Origin of the sequence: Celeribacter naphthalenivorans, assembly GCF_020524585.1 — a bacterium.
GTDB classification, from domain to species: domain Bacteria; phylum Pseudomonadota; class Alphaproteobacteria; order Rhodobacterales; family Rhodobacteraceae; genus Celeribacter; species Celeribacter naphthalenivorans.
Genome location: NZ_JAIVLK010000002.1, coordinates 439,659 through 461,531, shown reverse-complemented (window position 1 = coordinate 461,531; position 21,873 = coordinate 439,659). Strand labels below are relative to the sequence as shown.

Sequence of the window (21,873 nt, the reverse complement as noted above, 5' to 3'; positions counted from 1 at the left end):
CAACAAAAAACCCCGCCGAATGGCAGGGCAAAAAGACCGTGTGTCAGTGCGCCGTCACATCTGTGACGTGGCCAAAGCAACGCGGGCACGCGCCAGACTGGCGCGCGACTTCGACCTCGGCTGCGTGGGCGCAGCGCCAATCAACCGAGTGAAGAATTCGGCACGGGTTTCCATGCGATCCGCCAAGCTGCGCGCCATGGCGTCCGCCGGACCAAAGACAGCGCCGCCATCGCGAGGATCATCCGTCACAGACAAAATCGCTGTCAGCTCATCACGCGACATCCCGCGCGCCGAAGAAACCGCATCGTGAAACTCTGCCTCCGTCGCATCGAGATCACGCTGGATTTCGGCGCGGCCCTCTTCGGTCGATGGGTCCGGCCATTTGGCGCGGGCATGTGTCGAGGTGAACTCAAAGAGCTGGACCCCGGACCCGCCCGGCTGCACATAGGCATAGCTCGACACGCCAACCCCGATGGACCCGACCACGGCCCCCGCCGTCATGGAAATATCGCCCGCCTGTGAGGCCAGCCAATAGGCCGCAGACGCGCCGACCGTATCGACCAGAGCATGCACCGGCTTCGACTGCGCCAAACGAGACAGCGCGTTGGCGGCACCTTTGAGCCCCAACACCATCCCGCCGCCGCTGTTCACATCGAGGATCACGTCCTGCACACTGTCGTCGGCCGCAAGCGTGTCACAGGTTTCTTCCAGCCCCCGATAGGTGGTCCAACCGAAATACTTCTCAAGGATCACAGAGCTTGCGGTGAGCACGCCACGGACCGGCACAACCGCAACACCACGTTCAACATGGAACCGCTCGGGCGTGGCCATCACTTTCGGCGACCGCTCTCCGGCCTCGGCCAGAACCTCCGGCCACGCTTGGGCCAGATGATCCAGAGACAGGGCGCGATCCAGCGCCATCATCCCGCCGCGCGCAATCACCTGTTCAATCGTCCGCGTCATGTGTCACTTTCCTTTTCGCTGTCATCCTTGCGCGTCATGTTCGACGGCGGATAGGGGCTTTGCCCCTCTGGCAGGTCCTTCATGCCTTCGATCTCGCGCGCCTCTTGCCAGAGCATGAACGGTCCCCCGACCGCCTTGGTCAGCGCTTCGAACCGCTCTTTGGTCGTGGCCGCGAGCAAGGCGTCATAGTTGTGACGCAGGAACAGGCCACGCCGCCGTTCGCCTTCGCTCAAAAGGCCAAGCGTCAGGCCGTTTTCCACAAACCCGCCCCAGTGGGTCAGACAGTCCGCCTTGTAGTCGATGGCCTGTTGCTCGCCATTTGCTTTGACCCCGTGTTCAAGCATTTGAAGCTTGGACGGCGGGACGCGATAGAGCGCGATGATCTGCTCGCGATCAAACTTGCGACTTTCCAAAAGCTGCAAGTCCGCAGCCGAAGCTCCGAGCGTTTTGAAATCATCCTCTGAGCCGACAATCAGGACACCACTGTCGCGATCCCGCCGCATGTGATCCTTGAGGCGAGAGCGTTGCCGCTCCCAAGTCTCGTCATCCGCATCAAAGGCGGAGATTTTGGCGATCTGTTTGAAACTCTCGCCGCTGGCCTGACGCGCCGCCGCTTCCTGCCCGGCGAGCGCGATCCCGAGGCTTTCAGCGGCCACCTCAATCGGAGAGCGCGACGTCCAGCCATCCTCTGCCATGTAGCGCAGATGGACCATGACACGGCCCGCAACCCGGCGGCGTATCCCGGCGCCATCCTCGAATTCATAAAACCGCGCCCGGCCATCGCGCAGAACCATCATCTGATCGGGGCGAATGGACTCGATCAGCTCGAGCTCTCCTCCGGCGTCACGGGGTGCATAGGCAAAGCCGCGCCCCCGAAGACAAAAGGAATAGCTCAATCCGAACCGTGCCACTTTCGCAGGGACACCGGCCGAGCTTTCGGTGTTCAAAAGGTACTCCGCCGGGTGATCCCGCAGCCGACGTTCGCGCCCATCCGCCCCCCGCTCGAAGACCTGCAAAGGAAGCTTTGCCAGATCGCCCGCGATCACCGAACATGCGGCGGTGACCGTCGCGTGTTTTTGCGCCAGTTCCGGCGAGACACGCGGCAAGGTGGTCACGTTGCTCCGTGAGACCCCACCAAACCCAAGCCCCTCGAAGACGGACGCCGACGCAGGATTCGACACAGAGACCGAGGCCTGTGCAGGCTCACGCATACGCGGCACAGCCGGAACCGAGCTGGCCCGCTCCACCACATGATGCGCCCGGTGTTTGGAGCGGGACAGAAAAGTCATATCGAGTCAAACTCCCTCGTTTTGCGTTTGCGATGCCCGGCCTCGGCCCGACCGATTGCCATGATGGCCGCGACCGCCGCGTCGATGCGGCCAGTCGAGCGTTTCTTGTTCGGCTTGATATTCTCCGCCGCATCTTCGTCGCGGTGAACATTGCCCACTTGCCAGGACAAAACCGGATTGCCGCCATGGCGCAGCCGGTTTTGAGCGACCAATTCCTCGACGCGTTTCATCGGGTTCGACATCGAGGCAAAGCCTTGCCGGTGCTCGACCAGAGGAAACCCCTTCTTGTCGAGCCGGTCGGCCAGGTACTTCATGCCCCAAGGGTCATAGGCCACTTCCTGCACATCGAACTTGGCTTTGATCCAATCGAGACGTGCTTCGATCAGCTCTTCGTCGATGGAGCCGCCATGATGCACTTCGAGCCAGCCCTGATCGCGCCAGCCGACATATTCGCGCTTTTCCTTTTGCGCGCGGGCGACAAACCCATCCTGACCCGCAGGCAAGAAGGTGTAGCAGATCAGATAGATCAGCCCATCGACCGGCACGGCCACGACAATCGCCGTCGTGTCGATCTTGTTCGACAGATCGACACCGACCCACGCCTCGCGTCCGAAAAGTTGCGCGTCATCGAACGCCTTGTCCGCATCGCCCTTGTTCCAAACTTCACTGGCGATCCACGTCTGTGCCCCCTCGGTCCACATATTGAGATGGAACCGCCGAAAGTTTGGCATTTCGGCCTGAATAATCTGGGCCCGTTTGCCCGCTGCCTCCATCGCTTCCAGCGGCTTGGAAACGCCCAAGTTCGGGTTGCCCATTTTCCAGTAACGCGGGTCCATCGGATCGCAGTTCTTCGGCGGCTCGGCGACATAGCCAAAGAAACGATCATCCTCGACCTGCCCCGTCAGCACGCTTTCCGCATAGCCCCGCAGTTCGCCGCACAGCGATTGCCGGTCATGGCCTGAGGTGGTGATCACCCAATCGATCGGCTGAGCCCGCGCGATCATGGATTGCACAATCGTTTCTGCGAGCTCGCGATCCGTCCAGCGGTGCATTTCATCGCGCGCGACGAATGACGGGTTGATGCCATCCGCGCTGTTCCCATCTCGCGACAGGCATGTAATCAGCCCATCAACCTCGGGCGTTTCGATCACAGAGACACCCGGAACCATCAACCCGCGCAACACCCGGTTGCGCTTGATGATCCGTTTGACCTCTTTGAACAGAATGCCCGCCTGATCGCGCGTTGTCGCCGCGATATAGGCTTGTGGGGCCGCTTCCCCGTCGAGAATTTGCGAGTAGAGCAAAGGCACCGACGTGTCTGTCGTCTTGCCGTTCTTCTTGCCCACTTGGTGATAGGTCGAGCGGAAGCGGCGCACCCCGGTCGCCTCATATTTCCAGCCAAACACCGAACCGTGCCGGAAAACCTGCCACGGCTCCAGCTTGAGCGGTTGTCCCGCCTTCGGCCCGACCGTGTGTTGCAACACATTGGCAAAGTTGGCGATTGCGCTCGCCGCTGCGCAATCGAAAATCAGGCCGCGTTCATGAGCGGTTTCAAGGTCGCGCAAATGCCGTTCGCATTGAAGCCGGACCAGCTCTCCTGCGATTTCTTTCCCTTCGACAACTGAAACGGCATATTGCGTGACCGGGTGGTCAAGCGGATTCACCGCGCACCGCCCGTGCCAGCTCATCGAGCAAGCTTCCTTGCCCGCCATCCGAGAGCCGCTGTTCGTCCACTGGCGACATGCCGAACAGGGCGCCAATCTGACGCAGATTTGCGATGGCCTCTTGCCGTTGCCCCCAAGCGGCGGCTTTCTTTTCCTGCTCCCCATTGCGGGTCTGAGAGGTGTAGTTATAGCGCCCGTCGACAAGTTGGATCGTGAACCGCATGAGATCCGCAGCAGCCTCGCAATAGGCGCCGAACAGATCGCAATACTGCGGCTTGAGACGATCCAGTTTGACCATCTCCGGTGCGAGCCGCTGCCAGACGTCTTTGCCCTCATCCGACAGGAAGGCCAACGGCTCCGGCACCGACCTCGACGCATCGCCCTTCATGGGGATGACATTGTTAGGCTTCGGTTTCGGCCCTTTCATTTCATTCCCCTTTCTCCTAACCCTCCTGAAAAGTGGGCTTTTTTCCTCAATTACAGAGCCGCAAAAAGAATTGTCCCCTCTCCGGTGAGACGTTTCCGCCCCGGATTTTCAGGATACCCCCCCTTATTCAGCTCCATGAAACACCTCGCGCGCCGTCTTGCGACTATGGCACCGCTTGCACAAACCTTGCAGATTGTCCCAGTCAAGGAACTTGCCGAGATCGCCCATATGGCGCTCGATGTGATCGACTTCCGTCGCGGGCACGACCACCCCAAGCTCCCCGCAATCCGAACACAACGGATGACGGGCAAGATACGCGCCACGCAACCTTTGCCAGCGCGGATCACTGTAAAGCTTATGCCACTTCACCGCCTCATCGCTGCGTTTCACCCGCGCTTTGCTCTCAGCAATCTTGCGCGCTTGTTTTTCGGCATGACAGGCACAGCGATTTCCGCCCGGCTCGGCAAGCTCATCGCACCCAGCCACGACACAGATCAAACGCCGCGCCATATCTTCCCCCTTCGACCACACAAAGAAAAACGCCCAACCGTTTCCGGCGGGCGTTCTTCTGGATGATGGATATATCCCTACAGTCACGCGACCTGACCTGTCACCCCCTCCAACATAAATTTTTATGTAGGCAATCTTGCAGCCATTTCTCGGCAATGATCGGAATAATGGTTCTTAGCGAGCGGAACTCCAAGTCTACGGCTATTGGCGTCAACCCAGCGCTTCCAAGCCCCATCCATTGAAATCAGCTTACTTTGCCAAGACTTACCATCCTTTTCGAATGTCACAAAAAAGCTTTCCTCATTCTTCAAAGCTCTCGAGAAAATACTATCGATAGCTTCAAGCTCCCACTTCTGAACTCGTTCTATATCGCTATAAAATATCCGTGTGGGTGTTTGAACCATATCACTCTCAGAGAGCTTAATCACCGCTGCACGCCCTGATGATGCAAACAGAAAAGAAGCTCCAATGGTTGAAATAGGATCTTTCCCAAAGATCTTTTCAAATTCTCTGGTAGCCTCTTCATCCGAAAAGAATAGAATGCTCACGTTAGCCATCAAAGGATTGCAGGCAAATGATACTTGGGGCGATGTCTGAGTAAGCAGAAGGTCACTTGTGTACATGCCATCTCTCGCCTCCTGATCAACCACAAGCATATTCATCACAGTGTCCTGCTTGTCCGTATTCGTACTTGAAGTCTGATTTTCATCAACAACGTAAGCATCAAGGTGCATCCAGCGGTTCAACACATCAACTTGTGATAGGTAGTAAACCCAGCGCGACGGCAAGATTTTCAGCTCATCTAGGTAAAGAGGAGCCGACAGGATGAATAAAAAAATGGCGACTATACCAGCCGCTCTTTTCCCAAAATGAGCTCTTGGATCATCCCCGTAAACAACGCGAAAAAAAATATATGTCGCCAGAGCACTCGCCAAGACGATCAAAGGGTAGATGAATGATACTTTCATATGTCTAAGCTCTAATAAACCCGCCGTTTATTAAGGCTAAACGATTTGCCCTATCAAACCATAGAAAAAATCATGCCTAAGCCCTTCAAAAAGCGCCAATCCCTCTCATTCGCTCAAAAGCTTCCCCAAGCGCTGCCCTAAGTTTACCAATATGGCCGCCTCTGCTGGACACGCAATGCGCCCGCAAAACCGCACTCAGGCTTTGCTGCCCGACACAAACCCGCTCGACCAGATCGCCCGCCAAGATCACGCGACGCTTACCTGAGCCGCAAACTTCCAAGGCCACGACCTCGCGCCCCTCGCGATCAAAGCTTGCCGCGCGCTTCAACGCCGCAATCTCACGCCCCTCGGCGAGAAACGCGTCCATGAACGCCCCGGCACCACCGCCGCCAACCGCTTCAAGAGAGCTGCACTTCGTCGCCCCCTTCGAATGACGTTCGACCAATGCACCATACCGGCGCCCGACATCGACCTGCGCTTTCGTGAAGAGCGACCGCTTGGCTCGCACCTCCATGAGATCGAACACATCGCACACCTTCGCGACCTTGCGGCCCTCATGGCTCACCGCCACACGCTCGGCGTCTTTGGCCCCATCCTCGACAACCCGCGTGACAGTCGGCACCACCAAACGGATCGGCCCGCGCGCAGGCGCTTCCTTCACCTCTGGCCCGCATACGGAAGGAACAGCGCCCATCCGGCGCACAATCCGCAAGGCCTCATCCGCCCGATCCGCCCGCGCAACCCGCTCTTTCTCACCAACAAAAACAACCCGCATCATGCCGCATCCCTTTCCGCGTCTCGCTTCTCGATCCCTTCGCGGATCAACGCCTCTGCCTCATCACTCATCCGCAGATACCCTTCGAGCCAACCCCGCTCCGCCTCAGTTACGATCCCGCGCTTGATCCGATCCTCGATCAGCCGCTTGCGGTCGCGATCTCCCTGCGCCTTCTCGCGCAGCCGCAAAACCTCATACTTCGACGGCGGTGGCCCAAGCTTGCGCGCGGCGGCATAGAGTTGCAGCGCATACCCGCCTGTCAAAGCCGCCTCGCCCGCCCGTGACCGCATCAGGCTCAGCAAGAAATCATTGTCACGCGGCGGCGGCGCCTCCATCGACCACGCCGCCCGCAAAACGATGTTGAGCTGGGGCCAGGCGTTCTTCTCCCCCGCCATGCGGATCAGATACATCGCCAACCCCTTCAACCCGTCCTCGGTCATGTAGCTCAGCCGATCCGCTATCTTCTCCAACGTCTTCTCATGATCCGCCGCACTCACCCCGCGCTTGCGCCCCATACCGCCCGCTTCCAGAGGGGAGATCAAAACCCGCTTCACACGCGCCCGACCGCTCTCCACCTGTTGCATACCCCTTTCCATCTCAGCCCCCTTTCTCAGCAAATCTCAAACATCGATCCCAGCAGCCCGACAGTCGGCAATCGTGACCAGATTGACCTTTCGAGCCTCTTCGACGGTGACCAAACCTTCCTTGATGAAGACCAAAGCTTCCCCCATCCGAACGTTGCGACACATCGCGGCAATCCCCCGCTTGATCGACTGAACCTTCGTGTCCCAAGCCTCGATCTGACCGACAACCTCAGAAGGCGGTTCCTCGCGCGCACCCTCGCGCCCACGCGCACCCGCGTGAGGTTTATTTACGGTTAACTTACGGTTCGTGTCCGACAGTTCGGACACGGGAATGCTGTTTTTTCGGACACGGGAATCGCATTTTTTCGGACACGGCTTTTCTGTTTTCCGTGTCTGACTATTCGGACACGGCTTTCCCGATTTTTGCCCCACCGGCGGCGATCCAAAACCGCCGTCATCCCGTGTCCGGTTTTCGGACACGGGCTTTTGTTCATCGCAGCCCAGAATGTAGAGAGTATTTTCCTGCTTGTTCGTTCGCTTGTCCGACCTCTGGATACGCCGAATAAGACCGTCCTTTTCGAGCTTTTGAAGGTGCAGATTTACCGTGGAGCGGGACATGCCGCAGCCGTCAGCCAATGTCTTCTGAGCCGGATCACAACGCCCAGTGTGGTCGTTATGACAGTCTGCCAGATAGACCAAAATCAACTTGGTCGCGGGCTTCAAACCCTTCTGAGAGAAAGCCCAAGATGTGGCGCGATGGCTCATTTCGTCCCCCCAACCTGCAATTGTGTACTCATCGCCACACCTCCACCTCAAACGGCAGTCCCGCCTCGCGCAGCGTCTCGATCTGCATGAGAACCACCGAGGGCTCTATGCCGATGAAACCGCACACATCGTCAAAATCGGGAGAGCCGATCCAGGCGACCGCCTCGATGCGCTGCACGACGGAAATATCCCCTGTGCCATGACCGAGCGCCGTGTTGACCCCTTCGACCAACGCCGCCAGCCACATGAGCCGCACCCGATCTGGATCGGTGGCCGCCATCCCGATTTCGGGCGCCACACTCAATTCACAGCCCATGAACCACCTCTCTTGAGAAAATCTGCGGACGCGGCGGCAAGTTCGCCCCTGATCGCCGCCGCGCCCGTCGGGGCAACGGGTGACACCCCGAACCCGCTGCCCATGCGGAACGCGCACAAGCGCGCTCGACGCATCTCGAATTCACGCGCGCGCCCCTTTGGGAGGAGGAAATGGAGCGCACGCCCCTGCCCGCCGCACAAGGTGAGGAGGCTTTGGGCAGGCCCAGACGCCGCGCTCGACAGGGCACCCACCCCGCGCTACGCTGCGCCCGGATTTGAGAAAGGAAATTGATATGGGACTTTTGAGCTTTTTGTTTGGCCGCAAACCTGCGCCCCAACAACAGCCCGCAAAAGCTGCACCGAAGAGCCAGCCAAACCGGAAAGGCAAACATAAGCTCTATCCGATTTTCCAATCGGATTATGAACCCGCCTACGATTGGCAACGCTTGGACGTCGAACGCAGCAACCCGGCTGGCTTCACGCACATCAAGGGCGCCAACGACATCACCGTCGAGGGCGTTAACATTGAAGGCCGCACCGAGGACTTTTTCGGCAGGTTCGACAGATCGACCGCCGAATTGGAGATCCGCAGAGAACCAGACAACCCCGAAGACGCGAACGCCCTGGCTGTCTTTGGCAAGCCCAACCAAAGCGCGACAGCAAACCTTCTCGGCTACGTACCCGCCACGATCTCCGCTCAAGTTGCAGCAGAATTTACCGACGGCCTCCCGCTGAAAGCACGGTTGCGCACCATCGGACAGAAAAGCAATGGGCAAGCTGTCTTTATTCGCTTTGCCCTGCTCTACCCCAAAGCCGCCGACCGTAAACTGTTCTTGAAAAACGCCTGACATCATCCCCGCCCCTCCAAACTCTCCACCAGCCCGGCGCGCAGCCGAGCGGTGGCCTTGGACAGGCGCGAAAGGCTTTCGATCATCTTGCGCAGCTCGTCGTCGGTGTAGCCCGTCGGGTCTGGTGAAGCGGGCGAATGCGCAGCCGCATAGTCCCGCAAAACCTCGGAAAACTCGGCGGTCAGATCGTGGATCGCCACCCCGTCTAGCCCGGTCAGATCGACCGGCTGAAAGAACCCGCCCGCCAAGGTCGAAAAATGCTGAGCCAGCGGCAAAGCCGCCGCGCGATGCATGCGTCCGAGGCGGTCGAGGTAATTCACCCCTAAGCCTCCGGGCCGCGCCTCGTCTACGGACGTGCCATAGGACAGCGTGGACACCGAAACGCCCAAATCGACAGACGCGTTTTCCAACCCGCCGACCGACGAAAACGCCGCCCGCACCGCGCTTTGAACGGACCCTGCCCGTACGCCGCGCATGTCAAAAACACCCCGTCGAGTTCACATGACAGACGCCCGCGCATGACACTTCATGAGGGCAGTCGGCAACAAATGTGAGGATGAAACGATGAAGGAAAGCGCAGATCATGCGGCCTTCTCCTCTGGCAACGCCACAAGAGGCACGAAAGAGAAAAATGCGCGCTTCGGCTCAGCCTTCCCCAGCTCGCGCGCGAGATCGCACAATGCGTCATACCACGCCGCCGGAAGCGCTCCGGCCTGCATATGGGTGTGAACCGTCGTCGGTTTCTTTCCGAGCCGAAGAGCTACGGAACGGTATCCGCCAAGGTCCGAGATAAAACTGCGAACATCATGTGCCATAAATCGGCTTTAGTGCGACAATTTCGTATTTGCAACGGTGCGGACGAAAAATGATGCGAAAAAATCGTATCGAGGCAATTTACACTTATGGATTACGAACAGATCGAAAAGCTAACGCAGCGCGGAAACACGTCGCCAGAAGCCATTCACAGGCGACTGGTTGCAACTAGACTTGCAACCACGAACATGACCCAAAAGGAACTCGCCGAACACGCGGGTATCAAATACACGACCTTCCGATCCCAAGAACAATCTGGCGCACCATCAGTTAAAATGATGAGCTATTACCTCGCAAACCATCAGGTTGATTTCAATTTCATCCTTGGCGGCGACCCATCTCGACTTCCCGCAGATACTCGCGACGCGATCCTTCGCAATCTTTCCGAACTCTAAGCCAAACCAAAGGCGCAAAAACCCAATTTAAATTCACCCCTAGCGGCAAAAGCACGTGTGCAATAACTCGTGGCCACATTCGATTCCCCCACATGTTCTTGCTTTGTTCTAATTTGCAAGATCGCAGTTGGAAAGCGCCGAACACGATAAATACGATTTTTTCGCACTTTTGGTTTGACTAATACGATTTTTCCGTATTTCTTGCCTCCCATCAACAGGAGGCACACAGATGCAATCTTCTCACCTTGCAACCACACCTGACGGGGCGCGTCACGTCGCTCTGAACGGCCACCTCTTCACCGCCACCGTGCGCACGCTGGCATGGCGCACCCTCATGCGCAGCAAAGGCCAGACCATGAACTCGGGCCGCATGCTGGTCCAATCCATGGCCGTGATCGACGGAGGGCGCCCGGCATGAGTGATCAAATTCAGCGCATGCTCAATCGCATCGACCCGCAATCTTCGACCTTCAACGAGCGCCACGACGCGCTCATGAACGAGGCGATGGAAACCGGCGGCACCTACGCCCCGCGTGTAGAGGGTCACTGGCTGATCGATCTGCACGGCGTCCGCGTAACCGGCGAGACCGAAGACAAGGCCCAACGCCTCTGGTTCCGCATCGCCGCAACCCGCACCGCGATCAAAGAGGCCACATCATGAGCACCGCCATCATCGCCCTCGGTTTTATCTCCGCCCTCGGCTTGGCGCTCGCCTTTGCCTTTCTCGATGAGAACAAGAGCAAAACCCCGACCGTCCATCAGGCCAAACCCTTCACCAAGCGCGGTCGCAAATGATCGGCGCCGTTCAGAAACTCGCCGCAATGCGCCTTGATCACCGTCACAAGGCGATCAAGCGCATTTGTCAGGAACGCGGCCCGGAGGTCGGCAAATACATCCTGAACCGGATCTGTCGCCAGACATGGGGCGACAGCCCGCACCTCTGGCAAGAGCGCATCCGTCACCGTCGCATGCACGCCGCCAAGATGCGCCGCAAGGCAGAGCGCGACCCGCTGGCCGAGCTTTGGCTCGGCACAACGCCGGATGATTTCCACCGCGCCAGCCATGGAGATCGCAATGCAGCCTGACACCGCAGTTCGCCGCACGGAGATGCGCCCATGAGCCTTATTTTCGCGCGCCTGTTGGCGATCATTTTGGCATTGGCCGCACTTTTGCTTGCTGGCGCATTCGGAACGACAGTCTCCAAGGAGAACAAGACCGAAGAGAAGAACGTCGCCACGCCAATCACGTTTTTCGCAGCGATCATCTCCATGAGCGCGGCTCTCACCCTCATGGCCCTGTCATGATCTGCGCCCTCGCCTGCCTAACCATCGGCGCCGGGTTCGGAGCCTTTGGCCACTGGGCCTATCTCGAAATTCTCTACCGGATGGACTGACCATGACCAAACAGCCCTTCGACACCCTGCCCCTGCCACAGCAAGCGGGCATCCTCTGCAACGACCCGCGCTTTCAGAAATTCGCGGTTCTTCGTGGTGGCATCACAGTAGACCCATTCACCCCCGAAGCCGCCGCCGAATATCTCCGCGATGTCTGCCAGATCGAAAGCCGCCGCGACCTCGCCACCAGCAAAACCGCCCAAACCAAATTCGCCGCCCTGCGCACCGACTTCGACGCATGGATCGGCAAGGTCGCAAGCCAACGGTAAGCGCAAATCATGAGCGACACAGACGACACCGGCGACGGCATCGAAAAAGCCATGCGCGACAGCCACGAAAAGCAGCGCCGCAAACAAGGGAAACCACCCATGAAGCATGATCCAGATTTCCAACAAGCCGCCGATCAAGCTTACCGCGTGACCGCCGATGAGCTGCGCAGCTTTGTCGAACGGTTCGAACGTCTGGAGCTTGAGAAAAAGGACATCGCCGACCAGCAAAAGGAGGTGATGGCCGAGGCCAAGGGCCGTGGCTACGACACCAAAGTCATGCGCAAACTGATCGCCCTGCGCAAGAAATCCGCCGACGAGATCGCCGACGAAGAGGCAATTCTCGACATGTACAAAGAAGCGCTGGGGATGCGTTGATCGATGAGCTCGCCAAGAATTCTCATCGGTTGCGAAACCTCTGGCATGGTGCGCAATGCTTTTCTCGCATTGGGCTATGATGCGTGGTCCTGCGACATCCTCCCCTCAGACGCGAGTTCTAACCGCCACATCCGGGGAGACATTCGCGACGTCATGTTGGACGCATGGGACCTTATGGCGGTTATGCATCCCCCTTGTACCCGGCTTTGCAATTCCGGTGTGCGCTGGCTTACACGCGCACCGAAGGGCCGCTGTCTGGACGATATGTGGCGTGAGCTCGATGATGGCGCGGCACTGTTCTCCGCCGTCTGGAACGCCACCCACATCCCGTGCCGAGCCATCGAGAACCCGGTGATGCACCGCCACGCGAAAGAGCGCATCGAGAATTACAAGCCGCCTTCACAGACGGTCCAGCCTTGGCAATTCGGGACAGATGAAAGCGGGCCGGACAATGAGCGCAAGCGTACCTGTTTTTGGCTACACAATTTGCCGCCTCTAACACCTACCGGATCACTCGACGGAACAACAGCTCGCGACAGTGTTCACAAGGCACGCCCAGGTCCTGACCGCTGGAAAATCCGTTCGAAATTCTACCCTGGCCTCGCCTCAGCAATGGCCGACCAATGGGGCCAAGCCGCAAGCCGGAGGATCGCTGCATGACGCACAAAGCAAACCCTAATTGCCCGGCCTGCCATGGCCACGGCGTCGAAGATCCGATGGGATTTGCCATGATCCCGTGCCCGCGCTGCTTTCCCGAGACCATCGAAGACTTCAAACCACCTTCAACCAAAGAGGACACCCAATGATCGCCAGCACTACTATCATCGCGGTCACAATGGACGTGCCAACATGTGAACCGGAGAAGACAAATGATGGGTTCAACCATGGGTAGACACATACAGATTAACGCTTTAGAGGCGCTTCCTCCGCTTTGCTCCGTTCAAGTAGCCGCCAAAACGCTTGGCGTTCCCAAAGCATCCCTGCGCTCCGCCGCAGAAACTCACGGCTTCATCGTCCGCATGGGGCGGGCCGTATTGCTCGAAAGCGAGCGACTTCCTGATTTGGTGAAAAAATGCCGAGACCAGCCAAAGGAGCCAGGCTCCACAAATTCAAGCACCGTCCGTACTGGTACATCCGAGACACCGGGCAACCAGACCGCAGCACGGGCCACACAAGCCGCGAACAAGCTGAAAAAGCCCTTGCCGCGTACATCGCCACAAAAGGCCGGGAAGGTTCTGCCAATGAACCGGGAAACATAACCTGCGGTGAGGTACTGACAGTCTACGCCGAAGAATATGCACCAACCGTCGCCGCGCCAGAACGGATCGGATATGCGCTTGATGCCCTCATACCATTCTGGGCTGAACTCAAAGTGTCGCACGTCAAGGGCGAGACTTGTAGGCGCTATGCGAAGTTTCGAAAGAAGGTCATCAAACGCGATGCAGAAGGCGAACCCATCGAGTGGGCGCCAGTTTCTGCAGGCACCGTGCGAAGGGAGCTTGGGACGTTACAGGCCGCGCTGAACTATTGCCAAAGAGAAGGCTTCCTCACGAGCGCGCCGCTTGTCACTCTGCCTGAGAAACCAGAAGCGAAGGAACGATGGCTGACGCGAGATGAAGCAGCCCGCCTGATTTGGGCAGCATATAGAGGTCACAAGGCCAAACACATCGCACGGTTCATTCTCATCGGCCTCTATACTGGTACGCGGAAAGACGCGATCATAAGAATGGCCTTTGAGAAGAACACCATAGGCGGCTGGTTCGACCTAGATCATGGCATCATGTATCGTATGAGCGCATCAGAGCGAGCAACAAAGAAGCGCAGAACCCCTGCCCCCATCCCTCGCCAACTTCTCGCCCACCTGAAACGCTGGAAAGCTCAAGGAGCCGTTTGGGCCGTCGAATATAATGGTGGATTGATCAAAGACCCGAAGCGCGGCTTCGCCAATGCCGTGAAAGATGCTGGCCTTTCAGGCGTCACACCTCACACCCTCAAACACACGTCCATCACCTGGGCATTGCAAAACGGCGTGAGCATTTGGGATGCGGCAGGCTTCTTTGCGACAAGCCCGGAAACCATAGAAAAGGTCTACGGCCACCACGCCCCAGACTTCATGCACAGTGCAAAAACAGCCATGGAGCGCCGCCGGAAATGACAGTTCTTGTTACGCGTAACAGGTACGGACATATCGTAAAATCTGTAAGCTATTGATTTTGTGGCGCACCCAAGAGGATTCGAACCTCTGGCCTCTGCCTTCGGAGGGCAGCGCTCTATCCAGCTGAGCTATGGGTGCGCGGGCTGACCGCGTCAGTGGGGTTTCTATAGGGGATGAAAAACCGGCGCGCAATCGGTTTTCATGGCCACGGCCTTTTCTTCCTGAACTTGTTCCTGCTCATGTTGCTGCTCATGTTCCTGCACATGGGCGCTCAGGCGCAGTCACGGCCCGACATAACGGTGATCCACGCGCGAGGAGATGACACAGGGCGCCGATGTGCCCATCATTTGCGCCAAAGCCGGTGGGAAGGAGACCTGCAAAACAGAGATTTGCTCCAGCGCGGTCTCAGACCGCACATAGAGATCGATCTTGTGATCGGCCACCAAAGCGCCCATGCCAGTCTGGTTGCTCTGTTGAAAGGCCGCCTGCCAGTGGTTTTCGCCCAGTTTGACCCAAGCGAAATCCCCCGCAAAGCTCTCCGGGGTAAACGGATCGGGGAAGGCGATCTGCTGCGGACCGTAATTCGCATTTTCGGAAAAGGCGCCGGGCATTTGATCGACCATTTGCGGCGGGCAACCGTCCTGCCCCAAAAGCGTCGCCTGCCCTTGCCACTGGCCGGAATTCGGCTGAATATCCGCCGCCATGGCCATCAGCGGCACCATGCCAACCACGGCCATCACAGAGAGTCTAAAAGGCGTCATGCCGCGTCTCCTCTTACCTCACACGAGCAGAAGCGTGGCATGACATCCCGTTTCAGACAAGCCCTGCCTCACAGACGCCAATTCAGCCCCCAAATTCAGCCAAAGAATTCCCGACACAACTCCAGCGCCTCAACGAGACGGTCGACTTCTTCGGTGGTGTTATACATCGCGAAAGACGCCCGGCAGGTGGCGGTGACGCCCAGATGCTGCATCAAGGGCATGGCACAATGGCTCCCTGCCCGCACCGCGACGCCTTTTTTGTCGAGAACCGTCGAGATGTCATGCGGATGCGCGCCCTCCATGGTGAAGGAGAAAATCGCGCCCTTGCCCGGTGCGGTGCCTTGGACATTGAGCCAATTGAGGTTCTGAAGCTTCTCGGAGGCATAAGCGGCCAGTTGGGCCTCGTAAGCGGCGATGTTCTCCATGCCGATCTGCATCATGTAATCGAGCGCCACGCCCATGCCGATGGTTTGGACGATGCCGGGTGTGCCGGCCTCAAATTTCAACGGCGGTTTGGCATAGGTCACAGCGTCTTTCGTCACCGTGTCGATCATGTCGCCGCCGCCCATGAAAGGCCGCATCTCCGCCTGACGTTCCGCGCGAATATAGATCGCGCCGGAGCCCGACGGACCGTAGAGTTTATGCCCAGTAATGGGATAAAAATCACAGCCGAGGTCCTGCACATCGACCGGCCCATGCACAGAGGCCTGAGAGCCATCAATGAGCGTCGCGATGCCACGCGCGCGCGCCGCGTGACAGATGGTTTTGACATCGACCACGGTGCCGGTGACGTTGGACATATGCGTCACGGCGACCAGTTTGACCTTCGGCCCCATCGCGTCGATCACGGCTTGAGGATCAAGGCTGCCATCGGCTGCGCAATCGACCCATTTCAGAACCACGCCTTGACGTTCGCGCAGGAATTGCCAAGGCACGATATTGGCGTGATGCTCGAGCACAGAGAGCACGATCTCATCGCCCGGCTGCAAATTCTCCATCGCCCAGGAGTAAGCGACAAGGTTGATCCCCTCGGTGGTGCCAGAGGTAAAGACGATCTCGTCTTCATGACCGGCATTCAGGAACTTGGCCACCACTTGCCGGACGTTCTCATATTTGTCGGTCGCAAGATTAGAAAGATAGTGCAAGCCACGGTGAACATTGGCGTATTCTTCGGAATAGGCCTTGGTGATCGCATCGATCACCACCTGCGGCTTTTGTGCCGAGGCACCGCTGTCGAGATAGGTCAGAGGCTGACCGTTGACCTGCCGCGACAGGATCGGAAAATCGGCACGAATGGCGTTGACGTCGAACATCTCAGCTCTCTTTCTCAGGTGTGTGGGCGACTTCGGACAGCATCGCGCCCCAGAAATAGATCAAGGCAGCAAGCGCCAAAACGCCCACCGCAGTTGTGGCTGCACCGGGGCCCACGAAGCCTGCGGTCAGGCCCCACAAAAGCCAGAGGGGCGCAGCACAAAGAAGGCCCCAAAACAGCGCCATGCGGGTCTCGAACCCGGTGGCAGGCGTCTTGAGCAAACGCAGAACAAAAGCGACAATCCCCGCCAAGACGTAGAAGACCAAAGGCATGATGAACAGCCAACTCAACAGAGTGGCCCCCATCAGCATCTGCACCTCTTGGCCGGTCTCATAGGCCAGCCGCGACAGTCGCGGCCATTGCGCCACGAAAATCAGCCCACAGGCCAGCATCAGGGTGACAAGGGCACTGCCCTCATTCTCCCCGCCCGCCAGCCTGTGACGGAGCACCGCGCGGGGCGCGCGGTAGCTCTTTGCAATGTCGGTGACGACACCCATCAGGCTCAGCCTGCACGGCGGCGTGTCAGCCAGCCTTCGAGACGGTGCAGGATGTCTTCGGCGATGGCCTCATCCTCGATCTCCTCGATGGCTTCGGCCAGAAACGCCAACGTCAAAAGATCGGTCGCCTCCGCCGTCGGCACACCACGCGAGCGCAGGTAGAACAGCGCCTCATCGTCGATCGCGCCCACGGTGGAGCCATGCGAACAGGCGACGTCATCGGCGTAGATCTCAAGCTCCGGCTTGGCCAAAAACTGGCTGTCGCCATCGAGCAGAAGGCCTTGGCTGATCTGATAGCCGTCGGTCTTTTGCGCGCCCGCTTTCACGAGGATCTTGCCCTGAAACACGCCTTTCGCGCCGTTGCGCAGCACCTTTTTGAACACCTGACGGCTTTCGCAGCGCTCGGCGTCATGGGTGATGAAGACCGTGTCGTCGTGGTGGAAATCGCCATCGCCAAGCGCAGCACCGGCGACATGCGCCATGGAATCGTCGCCTTGGATATCGAGCACCACTTCATTGCGGGTCAGTACGCCATTGGCGGTCATGGTGAAGCTTTTGAACAAAGCCTCCTGCCCGATCGTGGCAAACACATGCGTTACCGCACGACGTTCGTGATCGCGGCCCTGCGCGCGGACGTGGTGGAAGGCGGCTTTGTCGGAAACCTCGACCTCCATCACCTTGTTGAACCGCGCAGCGGCCGGGCCGTTTTCCAGAACCGTCAGATCGGCGCCCTCTTCGACGCGGATCACATGGTGCAGGATCGCATCCGAGGTCTCATTGCGGTGCAGATAGATCAGCGACACCGGTTTCGCGACCTTGCCCGTGGCGCGGATCACCACGCCATCCGTGGCAAAGGCGGTGTTGAGCGTCGCGAAAGGCCGCTCGACCGGGTCTTGCGCCTTTTTCTCCTGCACGCCGTAAGCGTCTTTCACCCAATGGATGTCAGCGCTGAGCGCATCCGACAGGCGCATAATCTCGAGGTTCTCGCCGTCGAGCGCGTCCGAGGCCTCGGCATCGAACACACCATCGACGAAAACGATCTTCAGCCGGTCGATCCCGGAGAACACCGGCGCTTCCTTGGCGTCGAACACCGTGGCGGGTTTCGGCGCGTCGGCATTCAGCGTGTCCGGACGGGTCCAGCGCCAATATTCGTCGCGCCCCTGCGGCAAGCCCATGGCGAGCAAGCGGCTCAAAGCGTCCTGACGCAGCGCCTCGGCCCAAGCCGCCCCCGCAGGCAGGGTCATGCCCTCAACACGGGCGCTGGTGGCGTCCAACTTGCGTTGTTTCAACTCTGCGCGTTTCATCAGGCTTGCTCCACCTCGGCCAGAAGATCGGCATAGCCGTTGTTCTCGACCTCAAGCGCCAGCTCGGGGCCGCCCGACTTGATGATCCGACCGTTGGACATGATGTGCACGACGTCCGGTTTGATGTGGTCCAGAAGGCGCTGGTAGTGGGTGATCACGATGAAAGACCGTTTGCCGTCGCGCAGCGCGTTAACGCCCTCGGACACCAGTTTCATCGCGTCCACGTCGAGGCCGGAGTCGGTCTCATCGAGAATGCAGAGTTTGGGCTCCAGCATCGCCATCTGGAGGATTTCATTGCGCTTTTTCTCACCGCCGGAGAAGCCGACGTTGACCGGACGCTTGAGCATCTCGGCGTCGATCTGAAGCGATTTCGCTTTGGCGCGGATTTCTTTGAGGAAGTCGGTGGCGGACAGTTCTTCCTCACCGCGCGCTTTGCGTTGGGCGTTCACGGCGGTGCGCAGGAAGGTCATGTTGCCAACGCCCGGAATTTCGACCGGGTATTGGAAGGCCAAAAACAGACCGGCGGCGGCGCGCTCTTCCGGCTCCAGCTCAAGGATGTTTTCGCCGTCCAAAAGCACTTCGCCCTCGGTCACCTCATAGCCGTCACGGCCCGAAAGCACATAGGAGGTGGTCGATTTGCCGGAGCCGTTCGGGCCCATGATGGCATGCACTTCGCCCTCGCCGACCTTCAGGTCGACGCCTTTGAGGATTTGCTTGTCCTCTTCTTCAAGTTTGACGTGGAGGTTTTTGATTTCCAACATATTATTGTCCTTTCACGAGGAAGGGCCCGCGCGGGATGAACCCGGCAGGCGCCTGTGTGTTTTTCATGTGCGTGGAGGTTGTGACGCGCGGGCGCGCCTTATCAGAACGGGAACCTGATGCGATCAGACGCCCGAAAAATGCAAAAAGATCAACAGGCCGGAGCCCAGTGCGATCAGTTTCAGAAGGCCGGATTTGAGCCCCATGGCCAAGAGCGTGCGTCTGAGCAAGCGGTCTTGCTGCACGACACCATGGTGTTTGACGCCCGAAACGAGTTTGCCCTTGGGCGTGTCCACATTCTGTAGCCCCGTGTAGACGGTCGCGAATGTATTCGGCGCCCCGGCCTCGATCCGTTTGATCCTGTCGGCGAACTGAGCGTGCTGATGCTGCATCTTCTCCCTGCCCCTCTCTTCTGTCTTCACAAACAGATTGGCCGGGAATTTGGGAAAGATTGCGGCGGACGACGGGCATTCTTGCGCCCGATACGAATGACGCAGCGTCACCCGCGCGCACGATCACGCGCTGGGTCACGCGCTGGGTCAGATGTGATAGCTGTGCCCCCGAAAATAGAGCGTGCCCGGCTCGGTCGTGCCGGTCACATATTGCACCCATTGCTGGGAAAACAGCTTCGAGAACAGGTCGGGCATTTCGTGCACCACATTGTGCATCGTGACGATCGCCAGCAAAATCCCCGCGAATTGCGTCCCCATGCGTTTGACCGCCGAGAGCGACACCAGTTCGCGCAGGATAAAGGCCACGAAGATCGCGAAGATCACGTCGAGCGCCAGATCGGCGTCCGCCGATCCCATGACCTCTGAACCAGAGATTTGAAACCGCAGCACCCGCGCGATCACCGCCGCCATGCCGCCCATGGCGAAGGCCAGCACATAGGACATGATCTGCGAAAGTTTGAGCCGCGGTTCGCCCGCATAGCTCCGGCCATGCACGCCCTGCGCCTGATGCCGTTCGAGCATTTCGGAGAGACGTTGATTGCGGCCATGGGTGCGGGTTTGCGCCGGTCCCATATTGTCGAGCCCCATCCCTTCGAGGCGCGATTGCGGCGCCTGCGAGACGCGACCAATGCGGCTTAGAAAGTCTTGTCGCTGATCCATCGCGATCCCTTTTCCCTAGCATAAGCCCCACGTTAACCGTGTTTACCAATGAATCGTGGCAGAATTCGGGCAGAGCCAGAGCACAAGAATGATCGGAAGGAAGGAAAAGGCGCGTTCTGGTCATGCTTTCACCTGAAACGCTTTGAGCAGACTGTAGAGCGCCCCCGCAGGCAGCGTCGAGATCGGCGAGAGGTCGAATTGCGCCATCCGGCCGTGAAAACCGGTGGGCGTGGCAAATTCGGTGATCACGCCGTATTTGTCTTCGCGCCCGACAAAATCGTCGACCAGCACCCGCGTGGGGCGCGTGATGGACACCATGGTGGCAAGGAAACAGCCCGCGCGGAACCGCCCGTCGATCAGCACCAGATCGGGCGATTTCAGGTCATCGCGCTGCCAGATGCCAAAGCAATAATCCGGGTAGCGGAACCATTTTCCATTGCCCTTGGGCCAGGACCACTCCCCCGTCTCACCAATCTCGGCATGGATCAGATGCAGCGCGGCCTTGGGCGGATGGGCTGCGAAATGATGCTCCATCGCCCTGTGCCAGGTCTTGTCGCCTTCGACCGAATAGAGCGTCTTTCCGGGCTGCGCCGCACCGTAAGCCGTCGAGCCGCCGGAGCCATACTCAAGGATCACCTCAGCCGCATCATATTGCGCACACACGACCTCCCTGACCTCCTCGGGGAAGGTCAGCTCCGGCCCATCGGGGCCAAAGGTGGGGATATGTGCGCTGTGCAGGGTCATATCTGGGTCATGTCAGCCGGAGAAGGTCACCAGTTTGATCAGCGCGGAAATCACCAGCGCCGCGACAGAGGCGAGAAAGGCGGTGGCGGCCACCGAATTCATGAACAACCCCTCGCGCTTACCGGCCTTTACGCGAACAAGAAGCCCGATGAAAACGCCGATAAAGACACCAAGGCCGATGCCGGCGGAGCCTGCGAGGAACATGGGAAAAAGATCGAAACGCATGAGTTACTCCACTGTCACCGCGGTGCCGGAGGCAGAGACCATAAGCATCTGTCCGATCACCTCGTAATCGAGATCGACACCGACAACCGCATTGGCCCCCATGGCCACCGCACGCTCCTGCATCTCGCGCAGAGCGGTCTCGCGGCCTTCGCCCAGTTTCTGTTCATAGGCGCCGGAACGCCCGCCGATGATGTCGGTGACCTGCGCAAAGAGATCGCGCACGATATTGGCGCCCATGATGGCCTCGCCGGTGACGATGCCATGATAGGCCATGATCTTGCGGCCCTCGATGGAGGGGGTCGTGGTGGTGATCATCGTCAGTCCCCCGTGCTGGTGTTCTCGGCTCTGCTGTCACGCGCTGTGTTGAGACAGGTCACGAGACGCAGCATCAGAAAGCTCCAGATCAGGAACAGCACGGCACAGAGCAGAACCTCCCAGGTTTCCGCCCGCAAACCGCTGAGCCAGCCCCGTTCGACCAGCTCTGCGACGATCTCGTCATGTAGCATCGTCAGCCCGAAAACGCCCACCATCAGCAGGACGAGAACGGACACTTCGCGCCCCTCACCCGCCGCACGTGCTCCATGCCCCGGATAAATCCGGCGCGCCTTGGCCACGTTCTTGGAAACGGATTGGATCATTGGTCTTCTCTCCC

Annotated in this window: 35 protein-coding genes and 1 tRNA gene; 12 read left to right on the top strand and 24 right to left on the bottom strand. The window is 58.8% G+C overall.

From position 1 onward, the window contains the following. Positions 1-54: 54 nt before the first annotated feature. The 10 genes from LC094_RS05925 to LC094_RS05880 all read right to left on the bottom strand — a co-directional run bounded on the left by LC094_RS05925 (position 55) and on the right by LC094_RS05880 (position 8,261). Positions 55-963 (bottom strand): S49 family peptidase, encoded by a 909-nt coding sequence (locus tag LC094_RS05925; protein WP_226550842.1) that lies wholly within the window; start codon positions 961-963, stop codon positions 55-57. Beyond that, positions 960-2,252 (bottom strand): phage portal protein, encoded by a 1,293-nt coding sequence (locus LC094_RS05920; protein WP_226550841.1) that lies wholly within the window; start codon positions 2,250-2,252, stop codon positions 960-962. The genes LC094_RS05925 and LC094_RS05920 overlap by 4 nt, the downstream gene beginning before the upstream one ends. Beyond that, complete coding sequence (locus tag LC094_RS05915; RefSeq protein ID WP_226551011.1) at positions 2,249-3,916, bottom strand: terminase large subunit; 1,668 nt, start codon at positions 3,914-3,916, stop codon at positions 2,249-2,251. The genes LC094_RS05920 and LC094_RS05915 overlap by 4 nt, the downstream gene beginning before the upstream one ends. Beyond that, on the bottom strand, positions 3,903-4,343 hold the full coding sequence (locus LC094_RS05910) for a P27 family phage terminase small subunit (RefSeq protein WP_226550840.1): 441 nt from the start codon (positions 4,341-4,343) through the stop codon (positions 3,903-3,905). Before LC094_RS05910 ends, LC094_RS05915 begins: the two co-directional genes overlap by 14 nt. A 123-nt stretch (positions 4,344-4,466) precedes the next feature. Beyond that, positions 4,467-4,853 (bottom strand): HNH endonuclease signature motif containing protein, encoded by a 387-nt coding sequence (locus LC094_RS05905; RefSeq protein WP_226550839.1) that lies wholly within the window; start codon positions 4,851-4,853, stop codon positions 4,467-4,469. Between the two features lie 122 nt (positions 4,854-4,975). Continuing rightward, complete coding sequence (locus tag LC094_RS05900) at positions 4,976-5,821, bottom strand: hypothetical protein (protein ID WP_226550838.1); 846 nt, start codon at positions 5,819-5,821, stop codon at positions 4,976-4,978. A gap of 85 nt (positions 5,822-5,906) precedes the next feature. Beyond that, entirely contained in the window at positions 5,907-6,599 is a 693-nt protein-coding gene (locus LC094_RS05895) for a hypothetical protein (RefSeq protein ID WP_226550837.1), read from the bottom strand. Then, the gene (locus tag LC094_RS05890) at positions 6,596-7,192 is read right to left on the bottom strand and encodes a hypothetical protein (protein WP_226550836.1); all 597 of its coding nucleotides are present in this window, start codon (positions 7,190-7,192) and stop codon (positions 6,596-6,598) included. The genes LC094_RS05895 and LC094_RS05890 overlap by 4 nt, the downstream gene beginning before the upstream one ends. Before the next feature lie 24 nt (positions 7,193-7,216). Beyond that, complete coding sequence (locus tag LC094_RS05885) at positions 7,217-7,945, bottom strand: helix-turn-helix domain-containing protein (RefSeq protein WP_226550835.1); 729 nt, start codon at positions 7,943-7,945, stop codon at positions 7,217-7,219. A gap of 28 nt (positions 7,946-7,973) precedes the next feature. Beyond that, positions 7,974-8,261 (bottom strand): hypothetical protein, encoded by a 288-nt coding sequence (locus LC094_RS05880; RefSeq protein WP_226550834.1) that lies wholly within the window; start codon positions 8,259-8,261, stop codon positions 7,974-7,976. A 292-nt stretch (positions 8,262-8,553) separates the two neighbouring features. Between LC094_RS05880 and LC094_RS05875 the strand changes: the two genes are divergently transcribed. After that, positions 8,554-9,108 (top strand): hypothetical protein, encoded by a 555-nt coding sequence (locus LC094_RS05875; protein WP_226550833.1) that lies wholly within the window; start codon positions 8,554-8,556, stop codon positions 9,106-9,108. Positions 9,109-9,110: 2 nt separating this feature from the next. Here the strand turns inward: LC094_RS05875 and LC094_RS05870 are convergent, their stop codons facing one another. Both LC094_RS05870 and LC094_RS05865 read right to left on the bottom strand, forming a co-directional pair. Further along, positions 9,111-9,584, bottom strand: a complete 474-nt coding sequence (locus LC094_RS05870) for a hypothetical protein (protein WP_226550831.1) — start codon at positions 9,582-9,584, stop codon at positions 9,111-9,113. A 105-nt stretch (positions 9,585-9,689) separates the two neighbouring features. Next, positions 9,690-9,923 carry a hypothetical protein gene (locus LC094_RS05865; RefSeq protein WP_226550830.1) on the bottom strand — a complete coding sequence of 78 codons (234 nt, stop codon included), beginning with the start codon at positions 9,921-9,923 and terminating at the stop codon, positions 9,690-9,692. Positions 9,924-10,010: 87 nt separating this feature from the next. Here LC094_RS05865 and LC094_RS05860 point away from each other — a divergent pair, with 87 nt between their 5' ends. The 11 genes from LC094_RS05860 (at position 10,011) to LC094_RS05810 (ending at position 14,507) form a co-directional block, all read left to right on the top strand. Then, positions 10,011-10,316, top strand: coding sequence for an XRE family transcriptional regulator (locus tag LC094_RS05860; protein WP_226550829.1), 306 nt, complete (start codon positions 10,011-10,013; stop codon positions 10,314-10,316). A gap of 229 nt (positions 10,317-10,545) precedes the next feature. After that, the gene (locus LC094_RS05855; protein ID WP_226550828.1) at positions 10,546-10,734 is read left to right on the top strand and encodes a hypothetical protein; all 189 of its coding nucleotides are present in this window, start codon (positions 10,546-10,548) and stop codon (positions 10,732-10,734) included. Beyond that, positions 10,731-10,976, top strand: a complete 246-nt coding sequence (locus LC094_RS05850; protein ID WP_226550827.1) for a hypothetical protein — start codon at positions 10,731-10,733, stop codon at positions 10,974-10,976. Before LC094_RS05855 ends, LC094_RS05850 begins: the two co-directional genes overlap by 4 nt. Then, on the top strand, positions 10,973-11,110 hold the full coding sequence (locus tag LC094_RS05845) for a hypothetical protein (protein WP_226550826.1): 138 nt from the start codon (positions 10,973-10,975) through the stop codon (positions 11,108-11,110). The genes LC094_RS05850 and LC094_RS05845 overlap by 4 nt, the downstream gene beginning before the upstream one ends. Continuing rightward, positions 11,107-11,400 (top strand): hypothetical protein, encoded by a 294-nt coding sequence (locus LC094_RS05840; RefSeq protein WP_226550825.1) that lies wholly within the window; start codon positions 11,107-11,109, stop codon positions 11,398-11,400. The genes LC094_RS05845 and LC094_RS05840 overlap by 4 nt, the downstream gene beginning before the upstream one ends. 30 nt (positions 11,401-11,430) lie before the next feature. After that, positions 11,431-11,619 (top strand): hypothetical protein, encoded by a 189-nt coding sequence (locus LC094_RS05835; RefSeq protein WP_226550824.1) that lies wholly within the window; start codon positions 11,431-11,433, stop codon positions 11,617-11,619. Between the two features lie 91 nt (positions 11,620-11,710). Beyond that, entirely contained in the window at positions 11,711-11,977 is a 267-nt protein-coding gene (locus LC094_RS05830) for a hypothetical protein (RefSeq protein WP_226550823.1), read from the top strand. A gap of 99 nt (positions 11,978-12,076) precedes the next feature. Further along, complete coding sequence (locus tag LC094_RS05825; RefSeq protein WP_226551007.1) at positions 12,077-12,352, top strand: DUF2312 domain-containing protein; 276 nt, start codon at positions 12,077-12,079, stop codon at positions 12,350-12,352. A gap of 3 nt (positions 12,353-12,355) precedes the next feature. Continuing rightward, positions 12,356-13,012 carry a hypothetical protein gene (locus LC094_RS05820; protein ID WP_226550822.1) on the top strand — a complete coding sequence of 219 codons (657 nt, stop codon included), beginning with the start codon at positions 12,356-12,358 and terminating at the stop codon, positions 13,010-13,012. After that, entirely contained in the window at positions 13,009-13,158 is a 150-nt protein-coding gene (locus LC094_RS05815) for a hypothetical protein (protein WP_226550821.1), read from the top strand. Before LC094_RS05820 ends, LC094_RS05815 begins: the two co-directional genes overlap by 4 nt. Positions 13,159-13,424: 266 nt before the next feature. Next, entirely contained in the window at positions 13,425-14,507 is a 1,083-nt protein-coding gene (locus LC094_RS05810) for a site-specific integrase (RefSeq protein WP_226550820.1), read from the top strand. A gap of 61 nt (positions 14,508-14,568) precedes the next feature. Here the strand turns inward: LC094_RS05810 and LC094_RS05805 are convergent. The 12 genes from LC094_RS05805 to LC094_RS05750 all read right to left on the bottom strand — a co-directional run bounded on the left by LC094_RS05805 (position 14,569) and on the right by LC094_RS05750 (position 21,859). Then, a tRNA-Arg gene (locus LC094_RS05805) sits at positions 14,569-14,645 on the bottom strand. Positions 14,646-14,788: 143 nt separating this feature from the next. After that, positions 14,789-15,268, bottom strand: coding sequence for a hypothetical protein (locus tag LC094_RS05800; protein ID WP_226550819.1), 480 nt, complete (start codon positions 15,266-15,268; stop codon positions 14,789-14,791). A 95-nt stretch (positions 15,269-15,363) separates the two neighbouring features. After that, complete coding sequence (locus LC094_RS05795; RefSeq protein ID WP_226550817.1) at positions 15,364-16,581, bottom strand: cysteine desulfurase; 1,218 nt, start codon at positions 16,579-16,581, stop codon at positions 15,364-15,366. A gap of 1 nt (position 16,582) precedes the next feature. Then, positions 16,583-17,077, bottom strand: coding sequence for a YIP1 family protein (locus LC094_RS05790; protein WP_226550815.1), 495 nt, complete (start codon positions 17,075-17,077; stop codon positions 16,583-16,585). A 5-nt stretch (positions 17,078-17,082) separates the two neighbouring features. Continuing rightward, positions 17,083-18,321 (bottom strand): Fe-S cluster assembly protein SufD, encoded by a 1,239-nt coding sequence (gene sufD / locus LC094_RS05785; protein ID WP_226551006.1) that lies wholly within the window; start codon positions 18,319-18,321, stop codon positions 17,083-17,085. A gap of 59 nt (positions 18,322-18,380) precedes the next feature. Then, a complete protein-coding gene (gene sufC, locus LC094_RS05780) occupies positions 18,381-19,142 on the bottom strand; it encodes a Fe-S cluster assembly ATPase SufC (protein ID WP_226550814.1) in 762 nt (253 codons plus the stop codon). 123 nt (positions 19,143-19,265) lie between these two features. Continuing rightward, complete coding sequence (locus LC094_RS05775) at positions 19,266-19,532, bottom strand: hypothetical protein (RefSeq protein ID WP_226550813.1); 267 nt, start codon at positions 19,530-19,532, stop codon at positions 19,266-19,268. A gap of 147 nt (positions 19,533-19,679) precedes the next feature. Next, complete coding sequence (locus LC094_RS05770; protein WP_226550812.1) at positions 19,680-20,252, bottom strand: hypothetical protein; 573 nt, start codon at positions 20,250-20,252, stop codon at positions 19,680-19,682. A gap of 120 nt (positions 20,253-20,372) precedes the next feature. After that, a complete protein-coding gene (locus LC094_RS05765) occupies positions 20,373-20,996 on the bottom strand; it encodes a hypothetical protein (RefSeq protein ID WP_226550811.1) in 624 nt (207 codons plus the stop codon). 12 nt (positions 20,997-21,008) lie between these two features. Continuing rightward, on the bottom strand, positions 21,009-21,221 hold the full coding sequence (locus tag LC094_RS05760) for a hypothetical protein (RefSeq protein WP_226550810.1): 213 nt from the start codon (positions 21,219-21,221) through the stop codon (positions 21,009-21,011). A gap of 3 nt (positions 21,222-21,224) precedes the next feature. Beyond that, entirely contained in the window at positions 21,225-21,536 is a 312-nt protein-coding gene (locus LC094_RS05755; protein WP_226550809.1) for a heavy metal-binding domain-containing protein, read from the bottom strand. A 2-nt stretch (positions 21,537-21,538) separates the two neighbouring features. Further along, entirely contained in the window at positions 21,539-21,859 is a 321-nt protein-coding gene (locus tag LC094_RS05750) for a hypothetical protein (RefSeq protein WP_226550808.1), read from the bottom strand. Positions 21,860-21,873 lie beyond the last annotated feature (14 nt).

Coding starts and splice junctions, on each gene's coding strand:
- LC094_RS05815 (WP_226550821.1), top strand. CDS start 13,009: ATGACGCACAAAGCAAACCCTAATTGCCCGGCCTGCCATGGCCACGGC.
- LC094_RS05835 (WP_226550824.1), top strand. CDS start 11,431: ATGAGCCTTATTTTCGCGCGCCTGTTGGCGATCATTTTGGCATTGGCC.
- LC094_RS05925 (WP_226550842.1), bottom strand. CDS start 963: ATGACGCGGACGATTGAACAGGTGATTGCGCGCGGCGGGATGATGGCG.
- LC094_RS05795 (WP_226550817.1), bottom strand. CDS start 16,581: ATGTTCGACGTCAACGCCATTCGTGCCGATTTTCCGATCCTGTCGCGG.
- LC094_RS05880 (WP_226550834.1), bottom strand. CDS start 8,261: ATGGGCTGTGAATTGAGTGTGGCGCCCGAAATCGGGATGGCGGCCACC.
- LC094_RS05865 (WP_226550830.1), bottom strand. CDS start 9,923: ATGGCACATGATGTTCGCAGTTTTATCTCGGACCTTGGCGGATACCGT.
- LC094_RS05765 (WP_226550811.1), bottom strand. CDS start 20,996: ATGACCCTGCACAGCGCACATATCCCCACCTTTGGCCCCGATGGGCCG.
- LC094_RS05900 (WP_226550838.1), bottom strand. CDS start 5,821: ATGAAAGTATCATTCATCTACCCTTTGATCGTCTTGGCGAGTGCTCTG.
- LC094_RS05820 (WP_226550822.1), top strand. CDS start 12,356: ATGAGCTCGCCAAGAATTCTCATCGGTTGCGAAACCTCTGGCATGGTG.
- LC094_RS05850 (WP_226550827.1), top strand. CDS start 10,731: ATGAGTGATCAAATTCAGCGCATGCTCAATCGCATCGACCCGCAATCT.
- LC094_RS05905 (WP_226550839.1), bottom strand. CDS start 4,853: ATGGCGCGGCGTTTGATCTGTGTCGTGGCTGGGTGCGATGAGCTTGCC.
- LC094_RS05810 (WP_226550820.1), top strand. CDS start 13,425: ATGCCGAGACCAGCCAAAGGAGCCAGGCTCCACAAATTCAAGCACCGT.
- LC094_RS05760 (WP_226550810.1), bottom strand. CDS start 21,221: ATGCGTTTCGATCTTTTTCCCATGTTCCTCGCAGGCTCCGCCGGCATC.
- LC094_RS05755 (WP_226550809.1), bottom strand. CDS start 21,536: ATGATCACCACCACGACCCCCTCCATCGAGGGCCGCAAGATCATGGCC.
- LC094_RS05830 (WP_226550823.1), top strand. CDS start 11,711: ATGACCAAACAGCCCTTCGACACCCTGCCCCTGCCACAGCAAGCGGGC.
- LC094_RS05870 (WP_226550831.1), bottom strand. CDS start 9,584: ATGCGCGGCGTACGGGCAGGGTCCGTTCAAAGCGCGGTGCGGGCGGCG.
- LC094_RS05845 (WP_226550826.1), top strand. CDS start 10,973: ATGAGCACCGCCATCATCGCCCTCGGTTTTATCTCCGCCCTCGGCTTG.
- LC094_RS05825 (WP_226551007.1), top strand. CDS start 12,077: ATGAAGCATGATCCAGATTTCCAACAAGCCGCCGATCAAGCTTACCGC.
- LC094_RS05885 (WP_226550835.1), bottom strand. CDS start 7,945: ATGAGCCATCGCGCCACATCTTGGGCTTTCTCTCAGAAGGGTTTGAAG.
- LC094_RS05920 (WP_226550841.1), bottom strand. CDS start 2,252: ATGACTTTTCTGTCCCGCTCCAAACACCGGGCGCATCATGTGGTGGAG.
- LC094_RS05895 (WP_226550837.1), bottom strand. CDS start 6,599: ATGATGCGGGTTGTTTTTGTTGGTGAGAAAGAGCGGGTTGCGCGGGCG.
- LC094_RS05875 (WP_226550833.1), top strand. CDS start 8,554: ATGGGACTTTTGAGCTTTTTGTTTGGCCGCAAACCTGCGCCCCAACAA.
- LC094_RS05790 (WP_226550815.1), bottom strand. CDS start 17,077: ATGGGTGTCGTCACCGACATTGCAAAGAGCTACCGCGCGCCCCGCGCG.
- sufC (WP_226550814.1), bottom strand. CDS start 19,142: ATGTTGGAAATCAAAAACCTCCACGTCAAACTTGAAGAAGAGGACAAG.
- LC094_RS05750 (WP_226550808.1), bottom strand. CDS start 21,859: ATGATCCAATCCGTTTCCAAGAACGTGGCCAAGGCGCGCCGGATTTAT.
- LC094_RS05855 (WP_226550828.1), top strand. CDS start 10,546: ATGCAATCTTCTCACCTTGCAACCACACCTGACGGGGCGCGTCACGTC.
- LC094_RS05775 (WP_226550813.1), bottom strand. CDS start 19,532: ATGCAGCATCAGCACGCTCAGTTCGCCGACAGGATCAAACGGATCGAG.
- LC094_RS05800 (WP_226550819.1), bottom strand. CDS start 15,268: ATGACGCCTTTTAGACTCTCTGTGATGGCCGTGGTTGGCATGGTGCCG.
- LC094_RS05860 (WP_226550829.1), top strand. CDS start 10,011: ATGGATTACGAACAGATCGAAAAGCTAACGCAGCGCGGAAACACGTCG.
- LC094_RS05890 (WP_226550836.1), bottom strand. CDS start 7,192: ATGGAAAGGGGTATGCAACAGGTGGAGAGCGGTCGGGCGCGTGTGAAG.
- sufD (WP_226551006.1), bottom strand. CDS start 18,321: ATGACCCTGCCTGCGGGGGCGGCTTGGGCCGAGGCGCTGCGTCAGGAC.
- LC094_RS05840 (WP_226550825.1), top strand. CDS start 11,107: ATGATCGGCGCCGTTCAGAAACTCGCCGCAATGCGCCTTGATCACCGT.
- LC094_RS05770 (WP_226550812.1), bottom strand. CDS start 20,252: ATGGATCAGCGACAAGACTTTCTAAGCCGCATTGGTCGCGTCTCGCAG.
- LC094_RS05910 (WP_226550840.1), bottom strand. CDS start 4,343: ATGAAAGGGCCGAAACCGAAGCCTAACAATGTCATCCCCATGAAGGGC.